The organism is Hydrogenobacter sp. T-8 (assembly GCF_011006175.1).
In the GTDB taxonomy this organism is placed as follows: Bacteria; Aquificota; Aquificia; order Aquificales; family Aquificaceae; genus Pampinifervens; species Pampinifervens florentissimum.
Map to the genome: position 1 here is coordinate 1,760,341 of NZ_CP048795.1, position 17,755 is coordinate 1,778,095.

At 42.1% G+C, this 17,755-nt stretch carries 25 protein-coding genes; 8 read left to right on the plus strand and 17 right to left on the minus strand.

From position 1 onward, the window contains the following. Nucleotides 1-424: 424 nt before the first annotated feature. From G3M65_RS10160 to G3M65_RS10190, 8 genes are all read right to left on the minus strand, one after another. Entirely contained in the window at nt 425-1,501 is a 1,077-nt protein-coding gene (locus G3M65_RS10160; RefSeq protein ID WP_173834570.1) for a zonular occludens toxin domain-containing protein, read from the minus strand. 226 nt (nt 1,502-1,727) lie between these two features. Then, on the minus strand, nt 1,728-3,296 hold the full coding sequence (locus G3M65_RS10165) for a hypothetical protein (protein ID WP_173834572.1): 1,569 nt from the start codon (nt 3,294-3,296) through the stop codon (nt 1,728-1,730). Between the two features lie 1,095 nt (nt 3,297-4,391). Beyond that, nucleotides 4,392-4,904: a hypothetical protein gene (locus tag G3M65_RS10170; protein ID WP_173834574.1), complete on the minus strand. Its 513-nt coding sequence runs from the start codon at nt 4,902-4,904 to the stop codon at nt 4,392-4,394. A 4-nt stretch (nt 4,905-4,908) separates the two neighbouring features. Further along, entirely contained in the window at nt 4,909-5,118 is a 210-nt protein-coding gene (locus G3M65_RS10175) for a major capsid protein (protein ID WP_173834576.1), read from the minus strand. Further along, entirely contained in the window at nt 5,115-5,396 is a 282-nt protein-coding gene (locus G3M65_RS10180) for a hypothetical protein (protein WP_173834578.1), read from the minus strand. Before G3M65_RS10180 ends, G3M65_RS10175 begins: the two co-directional genes overlap by 4 nt. Nucleotides 5,397-5,405: 9 nt before the next feature. After that, nucleotides 5,406-5,534: a hypothetical protein gene (locus tag G3M65_RS10605; RefSeq protein ID WP_256370816.1), complete on the minus strand. Its 129-nt coding sequence runs from the start codon at nt 5,532-5,534 to the stop codon at nt 5,406-5,408. Then, nucleotides 5,534-5,845, minus strand: a complete 312-nt coding sequence (locus G3M65_RS10185) for a hypothetical protein (protein WP_173834580.1) — start codon at nt 5,843-5,845, stop codon at nt 5,534-5,536. Before G3M65_RS10185 ends, G3M65_RS10605 begins: the two co-directional genes overlap by 1 nt. A 142-nt stretch (nt 5,846-5,987) precedes the next feature. Continuing rightward, entirely contained in the window at nt 5,988-6,860 is an 873-nt protein-coding gene (locus G3M65_RS10190) for a rolling circle replication-associated protein (RefSeq protein ID WP_173834582.1), read from the minus strand. A 185-nt stretch (nt 6,861-7,045) separates the two neighbouring features. Between G3M65_RS10190 and G3M65_RS10195 the strand changes: the two genes are divergently transcribed. Further along, complete coding sequence (locus tag G3M65_RS10195; RefSeq protein ID WP_217422972.1) at nt 7,046-7,219, plus strand: HEPN domain-containing protein; 174 nt, start codon at nt 7,046-7,048, stop codon at nt 7,217-7,219. Then, the gene (locus tag G3M65_RS10200) at nt 7,164-7,520 is read left to right on the plus strand and encodes a nucleotidyltransferase family protein (protein ID WP_173834585.1); all 357 of its coding nucleotides are present in this window, start codon (nt 7,164-7,166) and stop codon (nt 7,518-7,520) included. Before G3M65_RS10195 ends, G3M65_RS10200 begins: the two co-directional genes overlap by 56 nt. Here the strand turns inward: G3M65_RS10200 and G3M65_RS10205 are convergent. Beyond that, nucleotides 7,496-7,984 (minus strand): DsrE family protein, encoded by a 489-nt coding sequence (locus G3M65_RS10205; protein ID WP_173834586.1) that lies wholly within the window; start codon nt 7,982-7,984, stop codon nt 7,496-7,498. The genes G3M65_RS10200 and G3M65_RS10205 overlap by 25 nt on opposite strands. Before the next feature lie 80 nt (nt 7,985-8,064). On the opposite strand from G3M65_RS10205, the gene G3M65_RS10210 reads away from it, so the two are divergent. Both G3M65_RS10210 and G3M65_RS10215 read left to right on the plus strand, forming a co-directional pair. Next, the gene (locus G3M65_RS10210) at nt 8,065-8,679 is read left to right on the plus strand and encodes a phosphoribosylanthranilate isomerase (protein WP_173834587.1); all 615 of its coding nucleotides are present in this window, start codon (nt 8,065-8,067) and stop codon (nt 8,677-8,679) included. Next, the gene (locus G3M65_RS10215) at nt 8,651-9,034 is read left to right on the plus strand and encodes a PaaI family thioesterase (protein ID WP_173834588.1); all 384 of its coding nucleotides are present in this window, start codon (nt 8,651-8,653) and stop codon (nt 9,032-9,034) included. Before G3M65_RS10210 ends, G3M65_RS10215 begins: the two co-directional genes overlap by 29 nt. Here the strand turns inward: G3M65_RS10215 and htpX are convergent. Continuing rightward, nucleotides 9,031-9,903 (minus strand): zinc metalloprotease HtpX, encoded by an 873-nt coding sequence (gene htpX, locus G3M65_RS10220; RefSeq protein WP_173834589.1) that lies wholly within the window; start codon nt 9,901-9,903, stop codon nt 9,031-9,033. The two genes, G3M65_RS10215 and htpX, sit on opposite strands and share 4 nt — an antisense overlap. Between htpX and G3M65_RS10225 the strand changes: the two genes are divergently transcribed. From G3M65_RS10225 to truA, 4 genes are all read left to right on the plus strand, one after another. After that, nucleotides 9,891-10,067 carry a hypothetical protein gene (locus G3M65_RS10225; RefSeq protein ID WP_173834590.1) on the plus strand — a complete coding sequence of 59 codons (177 nt, stop codon included), beginning with the start codon at nt 9,891-9,893 and terminating at the stop codon, nt 10,065-10,067. The genes htpX and G3M65_RS10225 overlap by 13 nt on opposite strands. Before the next feature lie 66 nt (nt 10,068-10,133). Next, nucleotides 10,134-11,138, plus strand: a complete 1,005-nt coding sequence (locus G3M65_RS10230) for a PhoH family protein (protein WP_173834591.1) — start codon at nt 10,134-10,136, stop codon at nt 11,136-11,138. Next, nucleotides 11,074-11,529, plus strand: coding sequence for an rRNA maturation RNase YbeY (gene ybeY, locus G3M65_RS10235; RefSeq protein WP_173834592.1), 456 nt, complete (start codon nt 11,074-11,076; stop codon nt 11,527-11,529). Before G3M65_RS10230 ends, ybeY begins: the two co-directional genes overlap by 65 nt. 9 nt (nt 11,530-11,538) lie before the next feature. Continuing rightward, nucleotides 11,539-12,261 (plus strand): tRNA pseudouridine(38-40) synthase TruA, encoded by a 723-nt coding sequence (gene truA / locus G3M65_RS10240; RefSeq protein WP_173834593.1) that lies wholly within the window; start codon nt 11,539-11,541, stop codon nt 12,259-12,261. Here truA and G3M65_RS10245 read toward each other — a convergent pair. The 7 genes from G3M65_RS10245 to G3M65_RS10275 form a co-directional block, all read right to left on the minus strand. Continuing rightward, the gene (locus tag G3M65_RS10245) at nt 12,258-12,743 is read right to left on the minus strand and encodes an SCP2 sterol-binding domain-containing protein (RefSeq protein WP_173834594.1); all 486 of its coding nucleotides are present in this window, start codon (nt 12,741-12,743) and stop codon (nt 12,258-12,260) included. The two genes, truA and G3M65_RS10245, sit on opposite strands and share 4 nt — an antisense overlap. 107 nt (nt 12,744-12,850) lie before the next feature. Further along, nucleotides 12,851-13,744: an acetylglutamate kinase gene (gene argB / locus G3M65_RS10250; protein ID WP_217422996.1), complete on the minus strand. Its 894-nt coding sequence runs from the start codon at nt 13,742-13,744 to the stop codon at nt 12,851-12,853. Continuing rightward, the gene (locus tag G3M65_RS10255) at nt 13,744-13,890 is read right to left on the minus strand and encodes a hypothetical protein (protein WP_173834596.1); all 147 of its coding nucleotides are present in this window, start codon (nt 13,888-13,890) and stop codon (nt 13,744-13,746) included. The genes argB and G3M65_RS10255 overlap by 1 nt, the downstream gene beginning before the upstream one ends. Further along, complete coding sequence (gene fabD, locus G3M65_RS10260) at nt 13,887-14,816, minus strand: ACP S-malonyltransferase (RefSeq protein WP_173834597.1); 930 nt, start codon at nt 14,814-14,816, stop codon at nt 13,887-13,889. Before fabD ends, G3M65_RS10255 begins: the two co-directional genes overlap by 4 nt. A 12-nt stretch (nt 14,817-14,828) precedes the next feature. Then, nucleotides 14,829-15,065, minus strand: a complete 237-nt coding sequence (locus tag G3M65_RS10265) for a hypothetical protein (RefSeq protein ID WP_254426277.1) — start codon at nt 15,063-15,065, stop codon at nt 14,829-14,831. Between the two features lie 7 nt (nt 15,066-15,072). Further along, nucleotides 15,073-17,412 carry a Lon protease family protein gene (locus G3M65_RS10270; RefSeq protein ID WP_173834598.1) on the minus strand — a complete coding sequence of 780 codons (2,340 nt, stop codon included), beginning with the start codon at nt 17,410-17,412 and terminating at the stop codon, nt 15,073-15,075. A gap of 1 nt (nt 17,413) precedes the next feature. After that, nucleotides 17,414-17,734: an MTH1187 family thiamine-binding protein gene (locus G3M65_RS10275; protein WP_173834599.1), complete on the minus strand. Its 321-nt coding sequence runs from the start codon at nt 17,732-17,734 to the stop codon at nt 17,414-17,416. Between the last annotated feature and the right edge of the window lie 21 nt (nt 17,735-17,755).

The following is a 17,755-nucleotide window of genomic DNA, read 5'->3' on the forward strand; positions in this document are numbered from 1 at the left end:
TCTTACCTCATCAACATTCTTATTCTCATCATAGTCCTTCCGCATATAATCCCTATCATACAGACCCATAGCAACATTATAACAAAGTTAGGTTTTGAGTTAGGACATACCCATCCTAAAATTTTGAGTTATTCCAATTATATATACAAGCCCACAGGGGCTGGCTTACGCCCAGCCCCCTGCTTGAAACCAGTGGAAAACCCAAAAGAAAAAAAGAAAAAGCCCGAGGCTTGAAAAACGGGCTTACGCCCGCTGGGGGGAAGGGGATGAGGAAGGCGACAATACTGCCTCCCTACCCCCTTCCCCCCCAGACCCCCCAACCCCATACCCACCATGCTGGCGTGCTAACGCACGCCAGCGTTGATAAAGGTTTTTATCTTCTTTTTATCTTCTTTGACTTGGAAGGGATGGAGGGAGCAGAGCTTTATTCAATCACCCTAACAGTAGGTTCAGAAGGGACTGGAACTGAAGAGTGCGGTGGTGAAGGTGAGTCAGAAGAATAAATAATCACATAACTACCAGAAGGTGGAACATCACGAGAACTTGCAGGAGCGGGCAAAGAAGGCAAAGAGGATGAAGAAGGTGGTGGAGAAGGCGGTGGCTTAGAGGAGTAGTATGATGCCGGAGGAGGAGAATAAGAAGGCGGACTGCTAAAGGGTTGAGAGGAAGGTTGAGGATTACTAGCTGACTTCTTTGTATTTGTATTAGCATCAGAATTAGGAACTGCATTTGATACCTTAGGCTTAGGAAGAAGAGACCCACCAGTCTTTGACATGTAAGAAAATCCCTGAAACAGGGCAAAGAGCAAGAGAAAAAGACCAACAAACAGCATAACAGGAGGACGCCCACGAACACCCTTAAGATGCTCAACAAGTGCAGACCTGTAAAGGACAAAAATACGAGGGTCATACTTAAGTAACTTCTTCTTTACCACAACGCCACCGATGAGGGTCTTAAGCAGAACAACAGAAGAAAGCCCAAACATACGAAGGTTTACAAGACGCAGTTCTACCTCAGCAATATTACGAATAGCCTTATTCATCCTCTGAACGCTCTGAGTTATCAGATATATATCTATCCCAAGGTGACGGTGATAGTCAAAGAAAAACTTCTGGGACTGGTGCAGGTCAGTATCCTCATCAATAATGGACTGAAATTCATCCAGATAGAAAATAAACCTCTTATAACCAAGTTCTTTATAAAAGTAGGGAAGAATAACCCTTTTCCAAAAATCCACATTAAGAAGAGTAAGGAAGGCATTCCTATAATTGCCATCGTAATGAAGATTTGCAAGACCATAAACAACAGAAAGAAACTCATCCAAAGTCCAGAGGTTCAAAAGGTCTTCCTTATCTAAATAGAAGGCGACCTTTTGCTTATCCAGACCATCAATATTAGTAATTATTAGCTTAGAAGTGTCCTTAAGCTCTTGCACAATACGAAGAACCGCATAGTAGCTTTTGCCAGCCCCCGGTGTGCCTGTTATAAAAACTACCGCCATGTCTAAATCCTAAAAAAAGGAATGAGATTAAGAGAGAGACGAACAAGAAGAGCAGAAGAGAGAATGCCAATAGCTTCAGGAATGCCAGAGCGAGCCAAAAACCAGTTATCAATAAAAACCTGAGATAAGGGAGCTATTGGGATAGAGATAACAGAAAGAGCAGAAGCAACAAAGGTAAGCAAGCCGTTAATAACCATCACAATAGCACAATAAAACCAGCACATGGTCACACCCTCCATAAGGATAAATTCCTTATAAACAAATATATACTATAAGCGGACAGAATACCAGAGAGAAAACCAAAGAGAAGCGAAAAAGCTAAAAAAGAATAACGGAATAAACTAAAAAGCTCATACAAATTAAGCCTAAGATGTTCTTCCTGCATTCTACAATCATCACGCTGAACACCATTAATATAAGGTGTTATATGCTCAAGCTCTTCCTTTAAAAGAGCATCAAGATAAGGTTTTAAATCCTGCAAATCATAAGTTATAGTGCCTTCAGGAGTAATATATGAAACAGGTCGCAAAGCAATATCAGGAAGAGGAAGGAAGTCAGGAGATAGATAAGTCTGAGGGTCAAGAGTAGGAGCAGGCAGATAAGGAAGAGCATGAGGATACCTCTTTTTAACCTCTTGCCTTTGGCGAACGAGTTCCCTTAATCTTCTCAAAAGTTCTCTGTAGTGTGTAGATATATGTTCACGCTCAAGGTAGGGAAAAAAGTCATCAACATCAGGAAAGGTAGGACTTATGAAAGCCTCACAAGTAACTGGAACGGTGACAACTACAGACTGAGTAGTAGCGATAAGACCATAGTTTTCTATAGGAATAGGAAGACCCCTAAGAGTATAACAAAGCCTTCCAACACCTCCACACCTATCAACAGGAACAAAAGTAAAAGGAATATAACGCTTACATGCGGTGGGTGTCCAATACTCATAACTAAGAGTAAGATAAACTTCATAAGGGTTCGAAGGAGAACGCCAAAGACCCCGTGTAGGCTGGTCAGGGAGAGTGCTAAGGTCAGAGGGGAAGGATGTATATGGATATATTATGCCCGGATGAAAAAAGGTGACACCAGTACAAACATTTAAATCATAAAGCTCCTGAGGAACTTCAGAGCCACTTAACTGACCAAGAGGAGCAATATGAAAAGCGGTAGCACTGTCCAAACCATAAGTATTTATGGCTTCATTTACGAAGTGCAAAGCCCAGCCTAAAGATAAACCTGTATGATTATATTGATTGCAATACGCTACACCCAAGCACGCCATAGCAAGATTTAACAGACGAAGGAAAACGATATTTTGGACATCTTCAATATGAAGAAGACCCCCCTCAACTGATTCACAGCCGGGGGTATAAAATGGAGGACCCATGAAGGGCATGGTCATACCACCAAATTCTTGAAAAAGCTCGCCGTAATCACGGCAATGTGGAGCTACACCACGCCAACCACGAGAGAGAGAAAAATAATATTCAGGAGAATATACGAGATTACCATTTTCATCCCAAACATAACGAGGAAGGCAGGAAACACAATAAGAAGAACATTCAGAAATTGCATAACACTGAAGAGAACAATCAAAAGGATTAAACTGAGTGTCAGGAATATTAATAATCTCAGGAATGGGAGAATAAGGAGAAAAAAGAAAGTCAGGCAATTGCACAAAAGGCTTATACTCAAGAATTTTGCGGTAAATCATAAGTCTTCTTAGTATCTGATTAGGGTCTTGGACATAAGCAAAGTCAAGAAGAACATCAGTTAAAAATGACCCAAAGCCAAGGGTAAACATACGAGGAATAAAGAACTCCAAAAGCCTACGGAAGGAGCGAAGTTTTGAAACCCTGTCAACATCATACTGGGTAAAGGTATAAGGCTGAGGAGAAAGCTCAGGAATAGGATAGCTATATCTTTCAAGGTTACTTATGGTTATCTGTAAATCTCTAACGGTGTATATAGTGTCAAAATAATGACGAGTATTAGAAAAGCCTTGAGTAGTATAAACTTCCTTGAGTTCTCTGAGCTTATCAAGGGAAGAAGAAAGACGAGAAAGGTTATCACCTATCTGAGCTAATTCCTCAGCTGAAAAGCTATTCTGATACATGCGATAGAGAACAGACATGTCATTATAATACTTTTGAGACTTTTGATACATATCCTCAAGGAGAGGTATAACCTCATCAGGAGAAGACTTTGAATAATTGACAAATACAGGAGCAAGAACAAGCCTATTTTCCGCAAACGATAAAGAGAAAAGAAGAAACAAAAAAATAAAAAAAGGCATACCTACCTCCTGAAGATAATGAAATAGCTCAAAATAGTGGCGAAGACTATCCAAGAAATACGCATAACGCTAAGGAGAAGGTTCATAAGCGGATTTTGAGCTAAATCAATAGTAGTATTTATAAAAGGCGGTAGGTTAACCTGAATAACAGGCGGGGGTGTGTCCTGAACATTTAAACGAAAGCCGGTAAGAAACTGAACAAGGGGGACATTACTAAGTGTATCAGTAAAGGACTGCAAGACTTGAGAAAGGTCACAAGAACAGGAAGAGGAACAATAACTATCATCAACGATAAAAACATTATTGCGTTCCCTACATACGCACACTTGCGTATTGTTAACATTTTCATACTGACACTGGAGGGCATAGGAAAAAGAGAAAATAAGCACGAACAAAATCAAAAACCTCATTGCTTGAAACTCCTCTTTATAGCATTACCAACCAGAACGGCAGAGAACATGCCAAGAACAGTGGCAAAACCAATGAACATTTTTAACATGTCTGACTTGAAGTCAGAAAGGGTCCGATTAAGTTGATTAAGAGCAGTTATATACCCTTCACAATTACAAGCTGACTGAACCAAAAAATCAAAAAGGAAAAATATCATATCCATCCCTTTACCCTCATAACAGTAGCTGAGGCTGAGGCAAGCCCTACAAGAAAAGCAGAGGCAAGAAAAATCTTTAGAAGACCCTGTTTTATACCAAGCAGGAGATTATTAAACTCATCTAAGTCAGAACAAAGATTAACAGGGGGAGAACCACCGGAAGAGCCACCACCTAAAGAGCCATCACCTGAAGAGCCATCACCTGAAGAGAAATCACAGGAACACCCGCATTGATTAGCACGGAAGAGACAAGAACCATAAAAACGATAATCAAGAGGGTCAGAGAAGTCTAAAGGAAAAACATCAGTATCCGTCTCCTTCTGACAAGAAACATTTCCATCAACAAAAAGACAATAATAAAAAAAGCCAGAAGAAATATAGGAACAATGACAGCGTAAATCATCACCACAGAAGAAAGATACATCAAGAAGGTCAGTATTACAATCCCAAGAAAAGGAGATAAAGGGAAGGGCAAGGAGGATGAGAACACCCAAGCCCTTCCTAAGCATGTTATTAAGCCCTGCCAAGAGCCCTCTTTATAATCTTGTAGGTTAGGAAGAATATCAGAATGGAAGCCACAGCAGTAAGAAGGGTCTGAACACCACTGACAAGAGTATTAACTGCGTTGGTAGCATCTTCAAGTATATCCGCTGAGGCAGGGGCAAAAGCACCAAAACCTAACACCAAGCCAAGAGTAGCCAAAGGCATAAGATACTTCTTCATGTTAAACCCTCCTTTAAAGTAGTAGTATGGTGTAGCTGGCTGTCTTGCTGGCTGTTTTGCTGGCTTTTTAGCTTGTAGACTATGTCATAAACTTCATGCCAATAATGAGCCTCAGACTTGCCTTTAGACCAATCCACTGGAAGAGGAAGACCCTCAATCTCATCAATAAAGGCAAGAACTATTTTTTTGGTAAGTGCTTTATCTTCCTTAAAAACTTCCATAAGGGCAAGGGTGGAAGAAAAGGACTGAAAAAACTTCTTTAACTTTCTCTTTGACATGGCTACACCTCACAGCTTTTTTAAAAGCCAAATAGGTAGAGCAAGAATGGAAATCAAAAGAAAAGCACCGGTAAAGAGAAAAAGGGAAGGAGTAAAGGCAGAGGTATAAGCAGAGGTTATTTCAAGCACAATATCCATTATTTTTTAACCTCCTTAGGAAGGACTTCATCAAAAGGTGAGGCATCAAGAGAAAAACCACCACCAGAAAGAGGCTCACCAAGGGAGATGGTCAAGCCACTTATGGGAACTTCTATAACACTATTAGGAGCTATAGGCATAGTTAAAGGAGCAGAAACAACAAGATACAGAGGGAACTCTGGCTTTTCATTATGTAGCTGTCCGTATAGCTGATAAATTGCACCTTGACGCCCATTCTTTTCCCATGTCCTACGCTTTTCTACCATCATGACCTTGAGCTTAAGCGGTGAACCATAACCGTTAAATGCCATGTTATAACCTCCTAAAGTGATAGGAAAAGGATAGAGTGGGGAAAGAGAAAAGTCAAATAAGCATAGTAATTTAAACAGGATACACGGAGCAAACTTACGCAAAAGTTAATGACTATGCTAAAGATAAACTTAAAGACATCTCCTAAGTTAAAAGCTCAAAAATGTCAAAAATGGAACTTTCAGGAAGGTCAAGGCTTTCGGTGTAATACATGGAAAAAAGGAACTGCGAGAAGTCAATGCCGATAGGGGCATAACGGAAACGGTAGAGGGAATAAGTGGGGACAAAACCCTGAAAAGTATAGACTTCTTGACCCAAAGCAGGACGCAAAAACAAACCATGAGAATGACCGAAGAGACGAACGGAAAAGAACCATATAAGAAGTGTGGAAAGACGCACCAAAGCCCTGAAGGGAAAAGTAAAGCCCCGAATTCTATCAAGAGCCTGAAAGGTGAAAAGCTTGTCATGGGACTTAACGAGATACTTTAAAAGATAGTCCCTAACCTGCTGGGTATTTTGACCTATGAACTTAACATCCACGCCCTGAGGAGCAGAAAGAGGCTGACCTGAACCATCACGCCACCAGCGGACTATCCTTTCAATGCTAACGAAAGGGAAGGATATGAGAATGTGAACATGTGGATAGCCATCCTCGTGAGGTTCAATGAACCAGATATATGAAATCTTCTTCCCAGACCTACGGAAGTAATTACGCATGCGATTGAGAAAGAGAGAAATGAAGTAGCCAATCAAAAGCCAAGCAACCGCCAGAGGCATGTTTTCCCTTGTCAAGGTCAAGGTAATAAGTAGCCAGTTAGCCTTAGGAATGTCAACATGCTTAAGCCAGTAGTAGTAATTACGCCTATGGTAGCGAGATTTTGGAGTGGAGACCCTAAAAGAGGACTGACCCAGAGAGCAAGGAAGACGGGAAAGAGAAGAAAGCCACCATGAGGGATAAGAATATAAATCCTTTTCTTGCTCCAAAGGGTCAACATAAAGACCAATAAGGTCAGTCATAACATAAATATAGCATATTGGAGTTAGGACATATATATCCTAACTGGCAGGATTATGATTTAGGTCATAATCTAACCTCTTGACATTTTGCATAATAGTGGTATGAACCGATGGAAAGACTGGTGGGAGCAAGCACTTAGGAACAAAGCACTCTGCATGCATAAGGGCTTGACATACCAAGGGAAGTGGAAAGATACGCTAAGAGCCTTGACCTGTATTACATACCAACGAGATATCCCAATGGTCTGCCTGCAGGCAAACCCTCTGACTATTACACAGAGGAAGAGGCACGGGAGGCAATAGATGCGTGCAATAATATCCTGCAATGGTGCAAAGCTCATATACATAAGGAAGGATGAGCTCCTGAGCTTTCTCAAAGACTTAGCTGAGAGTATGAAGAGCGAGCTGGAAGGTGTGAGCGAAGTATACCTTTTTGGCTCTTTGGCAAAGGGCGAAGAGAGAGGGCTTAGCGATGTGGACTTGCTCGTAGTGGTAAGAGAAAAGTTAGATAGGTCAAACTTCTGGAAGGTTTACAGAGAAATATTTAACTTTGTCGCAGACAGGCTTAAAATGGACTTTGACTTGGTGGTGGTAGAAGAGAGCAAAAAGGAAGAAACTCTAAGAAGGCTCGGGGCTTATCTTCTTATTTCAAAAACTTGAGGTATCATTAGGGCGTAGCCTTGGAGTTGCCAGTGGATTATCTCTGTTATAGCGGAAGGGACAAGCTCAACAAAGGGATAAAAGTCCTTTTCTGAAAGTCCATATATTTGCTCCGCTGCCATTTTGCACACCTTAAACTCTACTCCATACATGCTAAGGTTTTCAAGCCTTTCTACCACATCCGCATACTGCTCTTTGTTTTTCATGGCAAAAACAGGAAGCTCTCTGCCATGAGAAACCACCACTATGTGTATATCATCTGGACTGTAATTATAAGGAGGGTTTGTGAGGACAAAGATAACATTGGATATCCATCCAAGAGCTGGTCTTATCTTCTCTGGATGGTCAAGAAATAGCTCATAAACCACTTTGAAGGGTTTTGCATAAGGCGTTTGCACCACCCTTCCGTGTGGCTGAGCAAAGACCACGCTAAAGATTAAAAGCAATCCCAATATTGCTTTCATTTTTATACCTCCAACTATAAAATTTAGGCGTTTTTTTAAAGAGAGAAAGTTGACTGAGTTATATAATATTCCTCACTTACATGGTAAAAATAAAACTCTGCGGTTTTACAAGGGAAGAGGACATAAAAAAAGCAGTGAGCCTAAATGTGGATTACTTAGGCATAATACTCTATCCCAAAAGTCCAAGGTATGTGGAGATGGGTAGGGCTGTGAAACTTCTTGAGGCTGTAAAGGGTCCTAAAAGTGTGGCAGTTATGGTAAATCCTACCCTGGAGGAGGCAAAGGAGGCTTTAGAGATGGGCTTTGACCTTATTCAACTTCACGGAGAGGAGAGCATAGACTTTACCATGGAGATTGGCATAGAAAGGGTCATAAAAGCCTTTAGGAGTTGTCCAGGGCTCAAGGTCCAAGAGGAGTGGAAAAAAGCACATGCGGTGCTTCTTGATGCTTGTTCAGAATCCTACGGTGGAAGTGGCAAAAGGTCTGATTGGAGCACTGCAAAGGAGCTTGTGGAAAGAGGCTTTAGGGTAATTCTCGCAGGTGGCTTGAATTCTGAAAGCGTGAGGGAAGCTATAAAAGCTGTGAAACCCTTTGGGGTTGATGTCTCTTCTGGTATAGAGATAAGCCCTGGTATAAAAGACCATAAAAAAATGGAGGAGTTTGTCCATGCAGTTAAAGACTCACTTAAAGATTGACAAAAGCCTTAGCGGTGAGATTATTGAACTTTCTGAAGGCTCTGCGGTGCTTAAGCTGAAGACAGACAGTAGGATGGTGGCGGATGAGAAGGGTCTTGTGCATGGAGGCTTTATCTTTTCTCTTGCGGACTTTTGTGCCATGGCAACGGTAAACGAGCCAACAGTGGTGTTGGCACAGGCAAGTATAAAGTTTTTAAAGCCAGTGGTGGTAGGAGATGAGCTTATAGCGGAGGGAAGGCTCATAAAGACGGAGGGTAAAAAGCGATGGGTTTTTGTGGAGGTTAAAAGGGGAAAAGAGAAGGTTGCAGAGGGGGAGTTCCTCTGCGTAATTCCAGAAAAGCACGTGTTATCTTAGTATACAAAGACTCCCATCTGCCTTGCAAGCTCCTTGAGCCTTGCAATTCTCTTCTCTGTGGATGGGTGTGTGGAGAAAAGCTCCCATATACCTTGACCAGAGAGAGGATTCTCTATAAAAAGGTGAGCGGTTCCTTGGTTGACTTCTGCTGGGATTTGATGCACATAGTTGTGTATCTTCTCAAGAGCACTGGCGAGGGCAAGAGGGTCTCCAGAGATCCTTGCACCAGTTTCGTCCGCCATATATTCCCTTGAACGAGATATAGCCATTTGGATAATGGTAGCTATTATGGGTGTTATGATTATCATGGCTATGCTTGCTATAAGGGAAAGGGGATTGTTGTTATTCTCGCCGTCTCTGGAGTGTCCGAATATGAGAGCCCATTGTAGCATGTTTACAAGGTAAGATATGGCACCCGCTATGGTTGCTGCCATAGTGGCAACTAACACATCTCTGTTCTTTATGTGTCCAATCTCATGAGCTAGCACACCTCTTAGCTCCCTCTCGTTCAAGAGCCTGAGTATACCAGAAGTGACTGCCACTGCACCGTTAGAAGGTCCTCTTCCTGTAGCAAAGGCGTTGGGCTGTTCCATCGGAACAAGGTATACTTTAGGCTTTGGTATGTTTGCCCTCTGGGCGAGCTCTTCCACCATCCTGTGCAGCCATGGGGCTTCTTCGTAAGGTATCTCTTTCGCACCATACATAGCAAGCACTATCTTGTCAGAAAACCAGTAGGCGATAAAATTCATAATTCCTGCCAGCAGGAGGGCTATGGTCATTCCAGTCTTACCACCTATTAGATTGCCTACAAACAAAAAAAGACCAGTTAAAACTCCGAGCAGTATAACGCTCCTTATTGCGTAGCCCATTTCCCTTTCCTCTTCCAGACAGCCATGATAAGGCTGACTGGGCTGGGGTATTTGTATCCCGCCTTTTTACACATGGACTGCCCCAGCAGGCGGTTTTAGTCCATGCGATAGGCGTTTATATAAGAAAATACAGACAAGAAAGTGTCCTGTCAACCCAAAAATGATATAGCTCAGACTTGATTTTGGAGAGAAAGGACCTATATTTAATAAACAATATAAAGCATATTGCAATGACGGAAAGAGTAGAAGAAAGGCTTGACCTCGGAAGTTTTGATGAGAAGTTCTATGCTATTGTAGGCAGGGGGGATGAAAACCTTAAGTATTTTTCACAACTTTTTGATGTAAAGATATCTGCAAGGGGGACAGAGATACTAATAAGAGGTGAAGAAGACAGAGTCCGGGCAGTATACGAGTTCCTAAGGGACATAATAAAGGAACTCAGAACATCCACCTTAACTCCTCAAGAGGTAAAAGAGAGAGCAAAAAATTACGTCCAGCTAAGGCTTGAAAGGGAAGAAGTTCCAAAAGAAGAGATAATACTCATAACCCACAGGAAAAAAGCCATACTACCAAAAACACATACGCAAAGCATATATGTGGACGCTATAAAAAATAACGACATAGTCTTTGGAATTGGTCCAGCAGGGACAGGCAAGACCTATCTCGCCATGGCGATGGCATTGGCACACTTAAAGGCAAACAAGGTTAACAAAATAATACTTACCAGACCTGCGGTAGAGGCTGGAGAAAAGCTGGGCTTTCTACCCGGTGGCATAGCGGAAAAGGTAGACCCATACCTTAGACCCCTTTATGACGCCCTCTATGACATGGTGGACTATGATAAGGTAAGCTATATGCTTGAGAGGAACATAATAGAAATAGCACCTCTTGCCTTTATGAGAGGAAGAACGCTTAACGATGCCTTCATAATATTGGACGAAGCACAGAACTCTACAAAAGAGCAGATGAAGATGTTTCTCACTCGTATAGGTTTTGGCTCAAAAGTAGTTATAACAGGTGATATAACACAGATAGACCTTCCTAAGAGAGAGCAATCGGGTTTAGTAGAAGCCATAAAGGTTTTGCAGGGCATAGAGGGTATTAGCTTTGTATGGTTTAAAGAGGAGGATGTGGTCAGACACCCTATAGTTGCAAGGATAATAAAAGCCTATGAAGAGTTTGAAAGAGCAAAAGAAGAACAAGGTTTTAGTAAGGAAGGAGAAGGGAAAGGTTAGGATTAGATGGATTAGGGATATAGTTAGTAAGTTGTTAGATAGTCAAGGCTTAGAAGGTATAGAGCTAAGTGTATACCTAACGGATGACGAGAATATAAGGCTTCTAAACAAAAACTTTAGAGGCAAGGACAAGGCTACGGATGTCCTTTCTTTTATATACAATGAGCAGGTGGGCGGATACAAACTTCTTGGCGAGATAGTCATATCTATAGACACTGCTAAAAGGCAAGCAAAAGAGTTAGGGCATAGCCTTGAAGAAGAGATAAAAAGGCTTTTGGTGCACGGCTTTGTGCATCTGTTGGGCTATGACCATGAGCTTGGAGAAGAGGAAGAGAAGCATTTTATGGAATTGGAAAAAAGGCTTATAGAAAGTCTTTCAAGCTATTTATAATCCTATCTTATGCCCAACTATGTTCTGCTCCTTTCCTTTGTAGGGACAAACTTTCATGGATGGCAGGTTCAACCTAACTTGAGGACTGTCCAAGGAGTGTTAAAAGAAGTCTTGGAGAAGATATTCCAGCACCCAATCAAACTAACAGGCTGTTGTAGGACCGACGCTGGCGTGCATGCCATAGAGTATGTGGCTAATTTTCCAGCGGAGAGGGTTTTTGACACGGAAACCCTTCTAAAGGCTTTAAATTCACTACTACCGGAGGACATAGGCATAAAAAGGGTATGGATACAGGAGGGCTTTAATGCTCGTTATCATGTAAAGGGTAAGGTTTACCTGTATAGAATTCTAAACACGCATGCGAGAGACCCTTTTCTTGAACCCTTCTGCTGGAGAATTCCTTACAAACTTGACTTTGAAAGGATGGTGTCCACAGTTGGTCTCTTTCAAGGACTTCATGACTTTTCCGCCTTTTCTAAACTTGAAGAGGAAAAGGAAACTCGCATACACATTCAAGAAGTAAGTCTAATACGAAACGGAGACCTTATAGAGTTTAGGATAAAAGCGAGAAACTTTCTTAGGTATATGGTTAGAAGAATTGTGGGAAGTCTTGTCTATGTAGGACTCGGAAAACTTGAGCCAAAAGATATAGAAGAGTTCTTAAGTGGAAAGGGCAAGTGCCCTTACACCGCAAAGGCTAAGGGTCTCACCCTTGAGAAGGTTCTGCTTTAGGGACACCTACCTGCATCGTGTGGTGGATTATCCACAATATCAAGAAAGGCTTCAAAGGGTCCCATGTTTTTCATGGCAACACCCTTTGGTCCTTCAAACTTGAGCCTTCCCAACATCATCGCCTTCATAGGTCCATACTCTTTTTTCCCCATCTCTAACCATCTTTTGGTTTCCGCATACATAAGAAAGTCGTCCTTGCCCCTTTTATCCTTTGCAGGTCCTCCGTAAACGCAAGCCGCCTTACCTCCTTCATTTTTTATTGTGAGTTGTATTTGCTTGGCATCCCCGCAGTCTTCCCTATAAAGGAATAGCTTCCTTTCAGGAACTGCGACCCAGCTTTCACTTTTTCCCAATTGCTCAGAAAGCTGTGGCGTTTTATTCCACGCTTCACACAGTGCCTTTGCATACTCTCCGTCCATAAAAACAGGTGCGGACAGTGCAATACCGCTAAAACTTAGCAGTAAAAAATAGAGCTTTCTCATCTCATAACCTCCCAACTGGATTATTGTCTAAAGCATAACACTAACTTTTTCATATTTCCATTAAAGTTTGTTATTTTTCAATAAAACATATGAATGTGTTTATATGCTTATTCCACTATCTCCGTCCCTATGCCTTCTTGAGTGAAGACCTCTAAAAGTATGGAATGAGGGACTCTACCATCAATTATGTGGACTTTCCTAACGCCAGATTGCAGTGCCTTTATAGCACTCTTTATCTTTGGTAGCATGCCTCCCTTTATAACACCTTGCTGTATGAGTTCGTAAACTTTGTCCTTGTTAAGCGTTGGTATGAGTTTCCCTTGAGCGTCCTTTACACCTTCTGTGTCTGTTAGAAAAATTAGCTTTTCCGCCTTGAGTGCTTTTGCAACCTCTGAAGCCACCAAGTCCGCATTTATGTTGTAAGCCTCTCCCCTTTCACCTACACCTATAGGAGCTATAACTGGTATATAACCCTTCTCCATAAGTGCATGGAGTAGCTCTGTGTTTACACTTTCCACTTCACCCACAAAGCCTATATCTTCCTCTGGCACTTCAAGACCAAGCTCTGTGAAGTATTTTTCCTTATCCAATTTCTTAGCCCTTATAAGTTGCCCATCCCTACCAGAGAGACCCACCGCGTATATATTCTGACCGCTATGCATGTTTATAAGCGCCACTATGTCCTTGTTTATATCACCGGATAAAACCATTTCAACTATATGAATGGTATCTTCGTCAGTCCTTCTCATTCCGCCGACAAAATGAGGTTTTACCCCAAACCTCTCAAGGGTCTGACTTATCTGAGGACCACCCCCATGAACCACCACAACCCTTATACCCACATACCTCAGAAGCACCACATCCCTCGCAAAACTTTCTCTTAGGCTCTCTTCCGTCATGGCGGAACCACCATACTTTATCACAAAGGTCTTTCCATAAAACTCCCTTATGTAGGGGAGAGCGGACTGCAGAGTCTTAGCCTTTTCTATATACTGCTCTATCATGCGTAATATTTTGCCACTTTTTGAGAAATATGGTGCTGTGTTTTTAAGTCTTTGAAAAATTCTTCAAGAGGGTAGTTAGTTATCAAAAGCTCGTCTCCTTCTCTAAGATAGTTTCTTCCGTAGTTTGTCATGCCATAGTTCATATAGCCTTGAAAACCTTCTCTAAATCCTCCACCTTTTCCACGTTAAAAACCCTTACATTCCGCACCGTCTGTTGAATTAGCTTAGACAGAACATTTTTAGGACCTATTTCCACAAAGGTGTCCACCCCCTGCTCTACCATATAAAGCACGCTTTGAAACCACCTTACTGGTGAGAATATCTGCCTGTATAGGTTTTCTCTTATTTCAGGTGCCATTGTGTGAGCCTTTGCGGTATAGTTTTGGACTATTGGTATGTTTATGTTCTTTATAGGAGTTTGTGCGAGCTTAAGCCTAAAGGCGTCCGCTGCAGGCTTCATCAAGGAGCAATGTGAAGGCACAGAAACCTTTAGAGGTATTACCTTACCACCCATCTGTTTGGCAATTTCACCTGCCTTCTCTACCGCATTTTTCTCTCCAGATATCACTGTCTGCTCCGGAGAGTTGTAGTTGGCGGGTTCTACCACACCGTACTCTTGTGCAAGCCTGCAGGCTTCTTCTACCTTCTCAGGTGGTAGCTTTAAAACCGCAGACATGGCACCCAAGCCCTCTGGAACTGCTTCCTGCATGTATTTACCCCTGAGGTTTGCAAGCCTTACTGCCTCAAAAAGCTCCACACCACCCGCTACCGCAAGTGCGGTATATTCTCCAAGCGAGTGTCCAGCCACAAAGTCTGGCTCTGGAAAACCACTTGCCTTCATAGCTGCGTATATGGCAAGGCTTGTGGTAAGTATGGCAGGTTGGGTGTTTACAGTTCTGTTTAGTTCCTCCTCGGGTCCTTTAAAGATGATATCTGTAAGGTTGTATCTAAGGGCGGTCTCCGCACTATGAAAGACATCTGCAGACTCAGAAAACTCCCTGTAAAAGTCATACCCCATACCCACATATTGAGAACCTTGTCCCGGAAAAACATAAGCTAACTTTCCCATGAGTTTTTTATTTTAACCCATATCTTTTAGCTTTTCCCTTATAAGCTCCCAGCTCCACCAAGTAGCTTCGTGGACGGGCATGGATTTTCCTATGTTTTCTTCCGTTCCTTCAACCCACACCACCCTTCCGTCGGTGAGAAGTTTGAAGTTTCTCGTCCTTGATGACCATCTCCAGAAGTTGTGAGGTCCTATGCCAAGGGCTTTTTTGAAAAGCTCAAGCTCATTGGGTAAAAGAGGTCTTCCTTGCATGCTTTAATTATACACCTCTTTTCCTTCCTATCTGGGTTGCTCTTTTGAAAAATTCTCTCAGTTTTTTCATAACGAGTTTATGAAACTTTTCCGCACTCATATCCGTTAGTATTTCCACAGCATCGTCAACAGTATCCACCGTGTATATGTGAAACTCTCCCCTTTCAACAGCATCAAGAACTTCATCGTCAAGAAGGAGATTATCGTAATTTCTTTTAGGGACTATTACTCCTTCAACACCCTTTAGCCCAAACATCTTGCATACCCTGTAAAAGCCTTCAACCTTCTCCTTTATACCGCCAACGGGCTGGGCGTTTCCCAACTGGTCAACAGAACCTGTTATGGCTATATACTGCTTTATAGGAACTTCAGAGAGGGCAGAGAGTATGGCAATAAGCTCAGCCATGGACGCACTGTCACCCTCCACTTCATCGTAGCTCTGCTCAAAGGTAAGAGTGCAGGAAAGATGGAGCGGTATTTCCCTTCCGTATTTCCGACCGAGGTATCCGCTAAGTATAAGCACACCCTTTGAATGTATAGGTCCGCTTAGTTCTACTTCCCTTTCTATGTTTACTATTCCCCTTTCCCCTACATAGACCGAGGCTGTTATTCTACTGGGCTTTCCAAAACTGTAATCTCCAAGGTCAAGAACGCTCAGCCCATTCACCTGTCCTATCTCCTCTCCTTCAATACGGAGGATAAGCTTACCCTCACCTATAGCTTTCCTTATCTTTTCTTCAAGTAGGTTTGACCTAAAAAGTTTTTCCCTTATTGCCTCCCTCACATGCTTTCCTTCTATAAATTCCCCTTCTTTTGCAAAAGACTGTGCCTCCCTTACCACATCCACAAGATGTCCCATAACCATGTTGAACTTTCTTCTACTGCCGGAGAGTTCCACTCCATACCTGAAAAGCTCTGAAAGAGCATCCGCAGAAAGGTGTCTAAGACCTTCCTCTTCCACTATTTTCCTGAATATTCTTGGAAATGCTTCAACAAGGTCTTCTCTGATATCCACCACTGGGTCAAAGTCCGCCTTTATTTTAAAGAGTCTTCCAAACTCTGGGTCATAGTTATAAAGTAAATAGTAAAGATAAGGGTCGCCTATAAGAACCACTTTAAATTCTGCAGGTAAGGGTTCTGGGCTTATGCCTACAAGAGGCATTAGCGTGTCCTCTAAAGGATGGAGAGGCATGTGTATCTTTTTGTGCATAAGCACCTTTTTAAAGGCATCCCAAAGAAAGGGGTTTCTTAGAAGGTCAATAGCTCTCAGCACAAGGTAGCCACCTCTTGCTTTGTGAAGGCTTCCTGCGGATATACTCATGTGGTCCGCATAGAGAACACCCATCTCCGCAGAATAAAAAACTCTTCCAAAAAGGTTCTGAAAGGTAGGAACCTCTTCAAAGATAACAGGAGCCCCTTCACGGCTCGAGTTATCTACAAGGACATTTACTCTAAAGGCATTAAAAGACTTTTCCAACATCTTCTGAAAAGCGAGGTTTCCCTTTGAAGTATGCCAGGAGAGGAAAAGGTCTGAATTTTTCGCAAGTTCAATCTTTAGCTTGCTTATGTATTCATATACACCTTCATACTCCATGTATCTACCTTCAAACCTTGAAAAAACCTTATCTACCACATAGCTGGCTACCCTGTTTCTGAGTTCTAACACTTGGTCTGAAAGGGTGTGATCCAATTCCCTCAACTCTCTTATAAAGTCTCTAAACCTCTCTTCAAACTCCGAAAGATTTCTTTCATAACTTTCCTGAAGTCTTGGATTAGCATAGAGTTCCTCTTCAGAAACTATCCTTCTACCCACAAGAGGTAGTAGCTTTATACCTGCGGGAGTGAAGATAACACCAAGACCGTGAGACTGAGCTTCATCTACAAGCTTTTGAGCTAACTCTTCTTTTTTGCTCTCTATGTTTTTTCTTATGTTTGTCAATTCCTCTTCATACTCTTTGCTTTCAAAAGACTTAGGAAGTTCCTCCTTTAGAGCATCTATAGCCCAGTCTATGTCATTAGCCAATGCCTTACCCATACCCGCAGGTAGTAATAGATACCTTGGTCTAAGCGGATTATCAAAGTTGTTTACATAGCATATGTCCTCAGGCTTCTTTTTTAACCTTGCGGATTCTTTGAGCCTCTTGAGAGTGTATATGGTTCTTCCTATGCTTTCAGGACCCGAGACATAAAGGTTATAACCTTCGGATTCTATGCTTAGTGCAAGGTCAAAGGCGGACTTTACTCTTTCCTGCCCAGGAAAAAGCTCAGCAGGCTCCACATCTTTTGTGGAGTAAGTGTAAGCGTATCCGTAGGTTAGGTCTTCCTTTGTAAGCTTTTTTATCGCCACTTTATGTCGCCTTCTTTATTTCCCTTCCAATTTTTTCCTCTACAGATTTTACCTTGCTGAAAATTCTTCCAGACTTTCCTTCCCTGTAGTCTATCTTCATAGTTACGGATATGCGAGGACAGTCTTTTTTTAGGGCTTCAAAGCCCTCTTTCAAAACAGACATGACCTCATCCCATGTTTCTCCCTCTATTATGGTCCCCATAGGAGTAAGTACATAGGACAGTCCAGACCTGTCTACTATGTCCACAACCCTTGCCACATACTCGCTGACGCTTTCTCCTTTACCCAAGGGTGTCATACTTACAAAGACCAGCACGCTCATGGTGTAAATATTTTATACTAT

Excerpts from the sequence above, each read along its gene's own strand:
- G3M65_RS10160 (WP_173834570.1), bottom strand. The coding sequence starts at position 1,501 with ATGGCGGTAGTTTTTATAACAGGCACACCGGGGGCTGGCAAAAGCTAC.
- G3M65_RS10165 (WP_173834572.1), bottom strand. The coding sequence starts at position 3,296 with ATGTTTACCCTTGGCTTTGGGTCATTTTTAACTGATGTTCTTCTTGAC.
- G3M65_RS10170 (WP_173834574.1), bottom strand. The coding sequence starts at position 4,904 with ATGCTTAGGAAGGGCTTGGGTGTTCTCATCCTCCTTGCCCTTCCCTTT.
- G3M65_RS10175 (WP_173834576.1), bottom strand. The coding sequence starts at position 5,118 with ATGAAGAAGTATCTTATGCCTTTGGCTACTCTTGGCTTGGTGTTAGGT.
- G3M65_RS10180 (WP_173834578.1), bottom strand. The coding sequence starts at position 5,396 with ATGTCAAAGAGAAAGTTAAAGAAGTTTTTTCAGTCCTTTTCTTCCACC.
- G3M65_RS10605 (WP_256370816.1), bottom strand. The coding sequence starts at position 5,534 with ATGGATATTGTGCTTGAAATAACCTCTGCTTATACCTCTGCCTTTACT.
- G3M65_RS10185 (WP_173834580.1), bottom strand. The coding sequence starts at position 5,845 with ATGGCATTTAACGGTTATGGTTCACCGCTTAAGCTCAAGGTCATGATG.
- G3M65_RS10190 (WP_173834582.1), bottom strand. The coding sequence starts at position 6,860 with ATGACTGACCTTATTGGTCTTTATGTTGACCCTTTGGAGCAAGAAAAG.
- G3M65_RS10200 (WP_173834585.1), top strand. The coding sequence starts at position 7,164 with ATGCGTGCAATAATATCCTGCAATGGTGCAAAGCTCATATACATAAGG.
- G3M65_RS10205 (WP_173834586.1), bottom strand. The coding sequence starts at position 7,984 with ATGAAAGCAATATTGGGATTGCTTTTAATCTTTAGCGTGGTCTTTGCT.
- G3M65_RS10210 (WP_173834587.1), top strand. The coding sequence starts at position 8,065 with ATGGTAAAAATAAAACTCTGCGGTTTTACAAGGGAAGAGGACATAAAA.
- G3M65_RS10215 (WP_173834588.1), top strand. The coding sequence starts at position 8,651 with ATGCAGTTAAAGACTCACTTAAAGATTGACAAAAGCCTTAGCGGTGAG.
- htpX (WP_173834589.1), bottom strand. The coding sequence starts at position 9,903 with ATGGGCTACGCAATAAGGAGCGTTATACTGCTCGGAGTTTTAACTGGT.
- G3M65_RS10230 (WP_173834591.1), top strand. The coding sequence starts at position 10,134 with ATGACGGAAAGAGTAGAAGAAAGGCTTGACCTCGGAAGTTTTGATGAG.
- ybeY (WP_173834592.1), top strand. The coding sequence starts at position 11,074 with ATGAAGAGTTTGAAAGAGCAAAAGAAGAACAAGGTTTTAGTAAGGAAG.
- truA (WP_173834593.1), top strand. The coding sequence starts at position 11,539 with ATGCCCAACTATGTTCTGCTCCTTTCCTTTGTAGGGACAAACTTTCAT.
- G3M65_RS10245 (WP_173834594.1), bottom strand. The coding sequence starts at position 12,743 with ATGAGAAAGCTCTATTTTTTACTGCTAAGTTTTAGCGGTATTGCACTG.
- G3M65_RS10255 (WP_173834596.1), bottom strand. The coding sequence starts at position 13,890 with ATGAACTATGGCATGACAAACTACGGAAGAAACTATCTTAGAGAAGGA.
- fabD (WP_173834597.1), bottom strand. The coding sequence starts at position 14,816 with ATGGGAAAGTTAGCTTATGTTTTTCCGGGACAAGGTTCTCAATATGTG.
- G3M65_RS10265 (WP_254426277.1), bottom strand. The coding sequence starts at position 15,065 with ATGCAAGGAAGACCTCTTTTACCCAATGAGCTTGAGCTTTTCAAAAAA.
- G3M65_RS10275 (WP_173834599.1), bottom strand. The coding sequence starts at position 17,734 with ATGAGCGTGCTGGTCTTTGTAAGTATGACACCCTTGGGTAAAGGAGAA.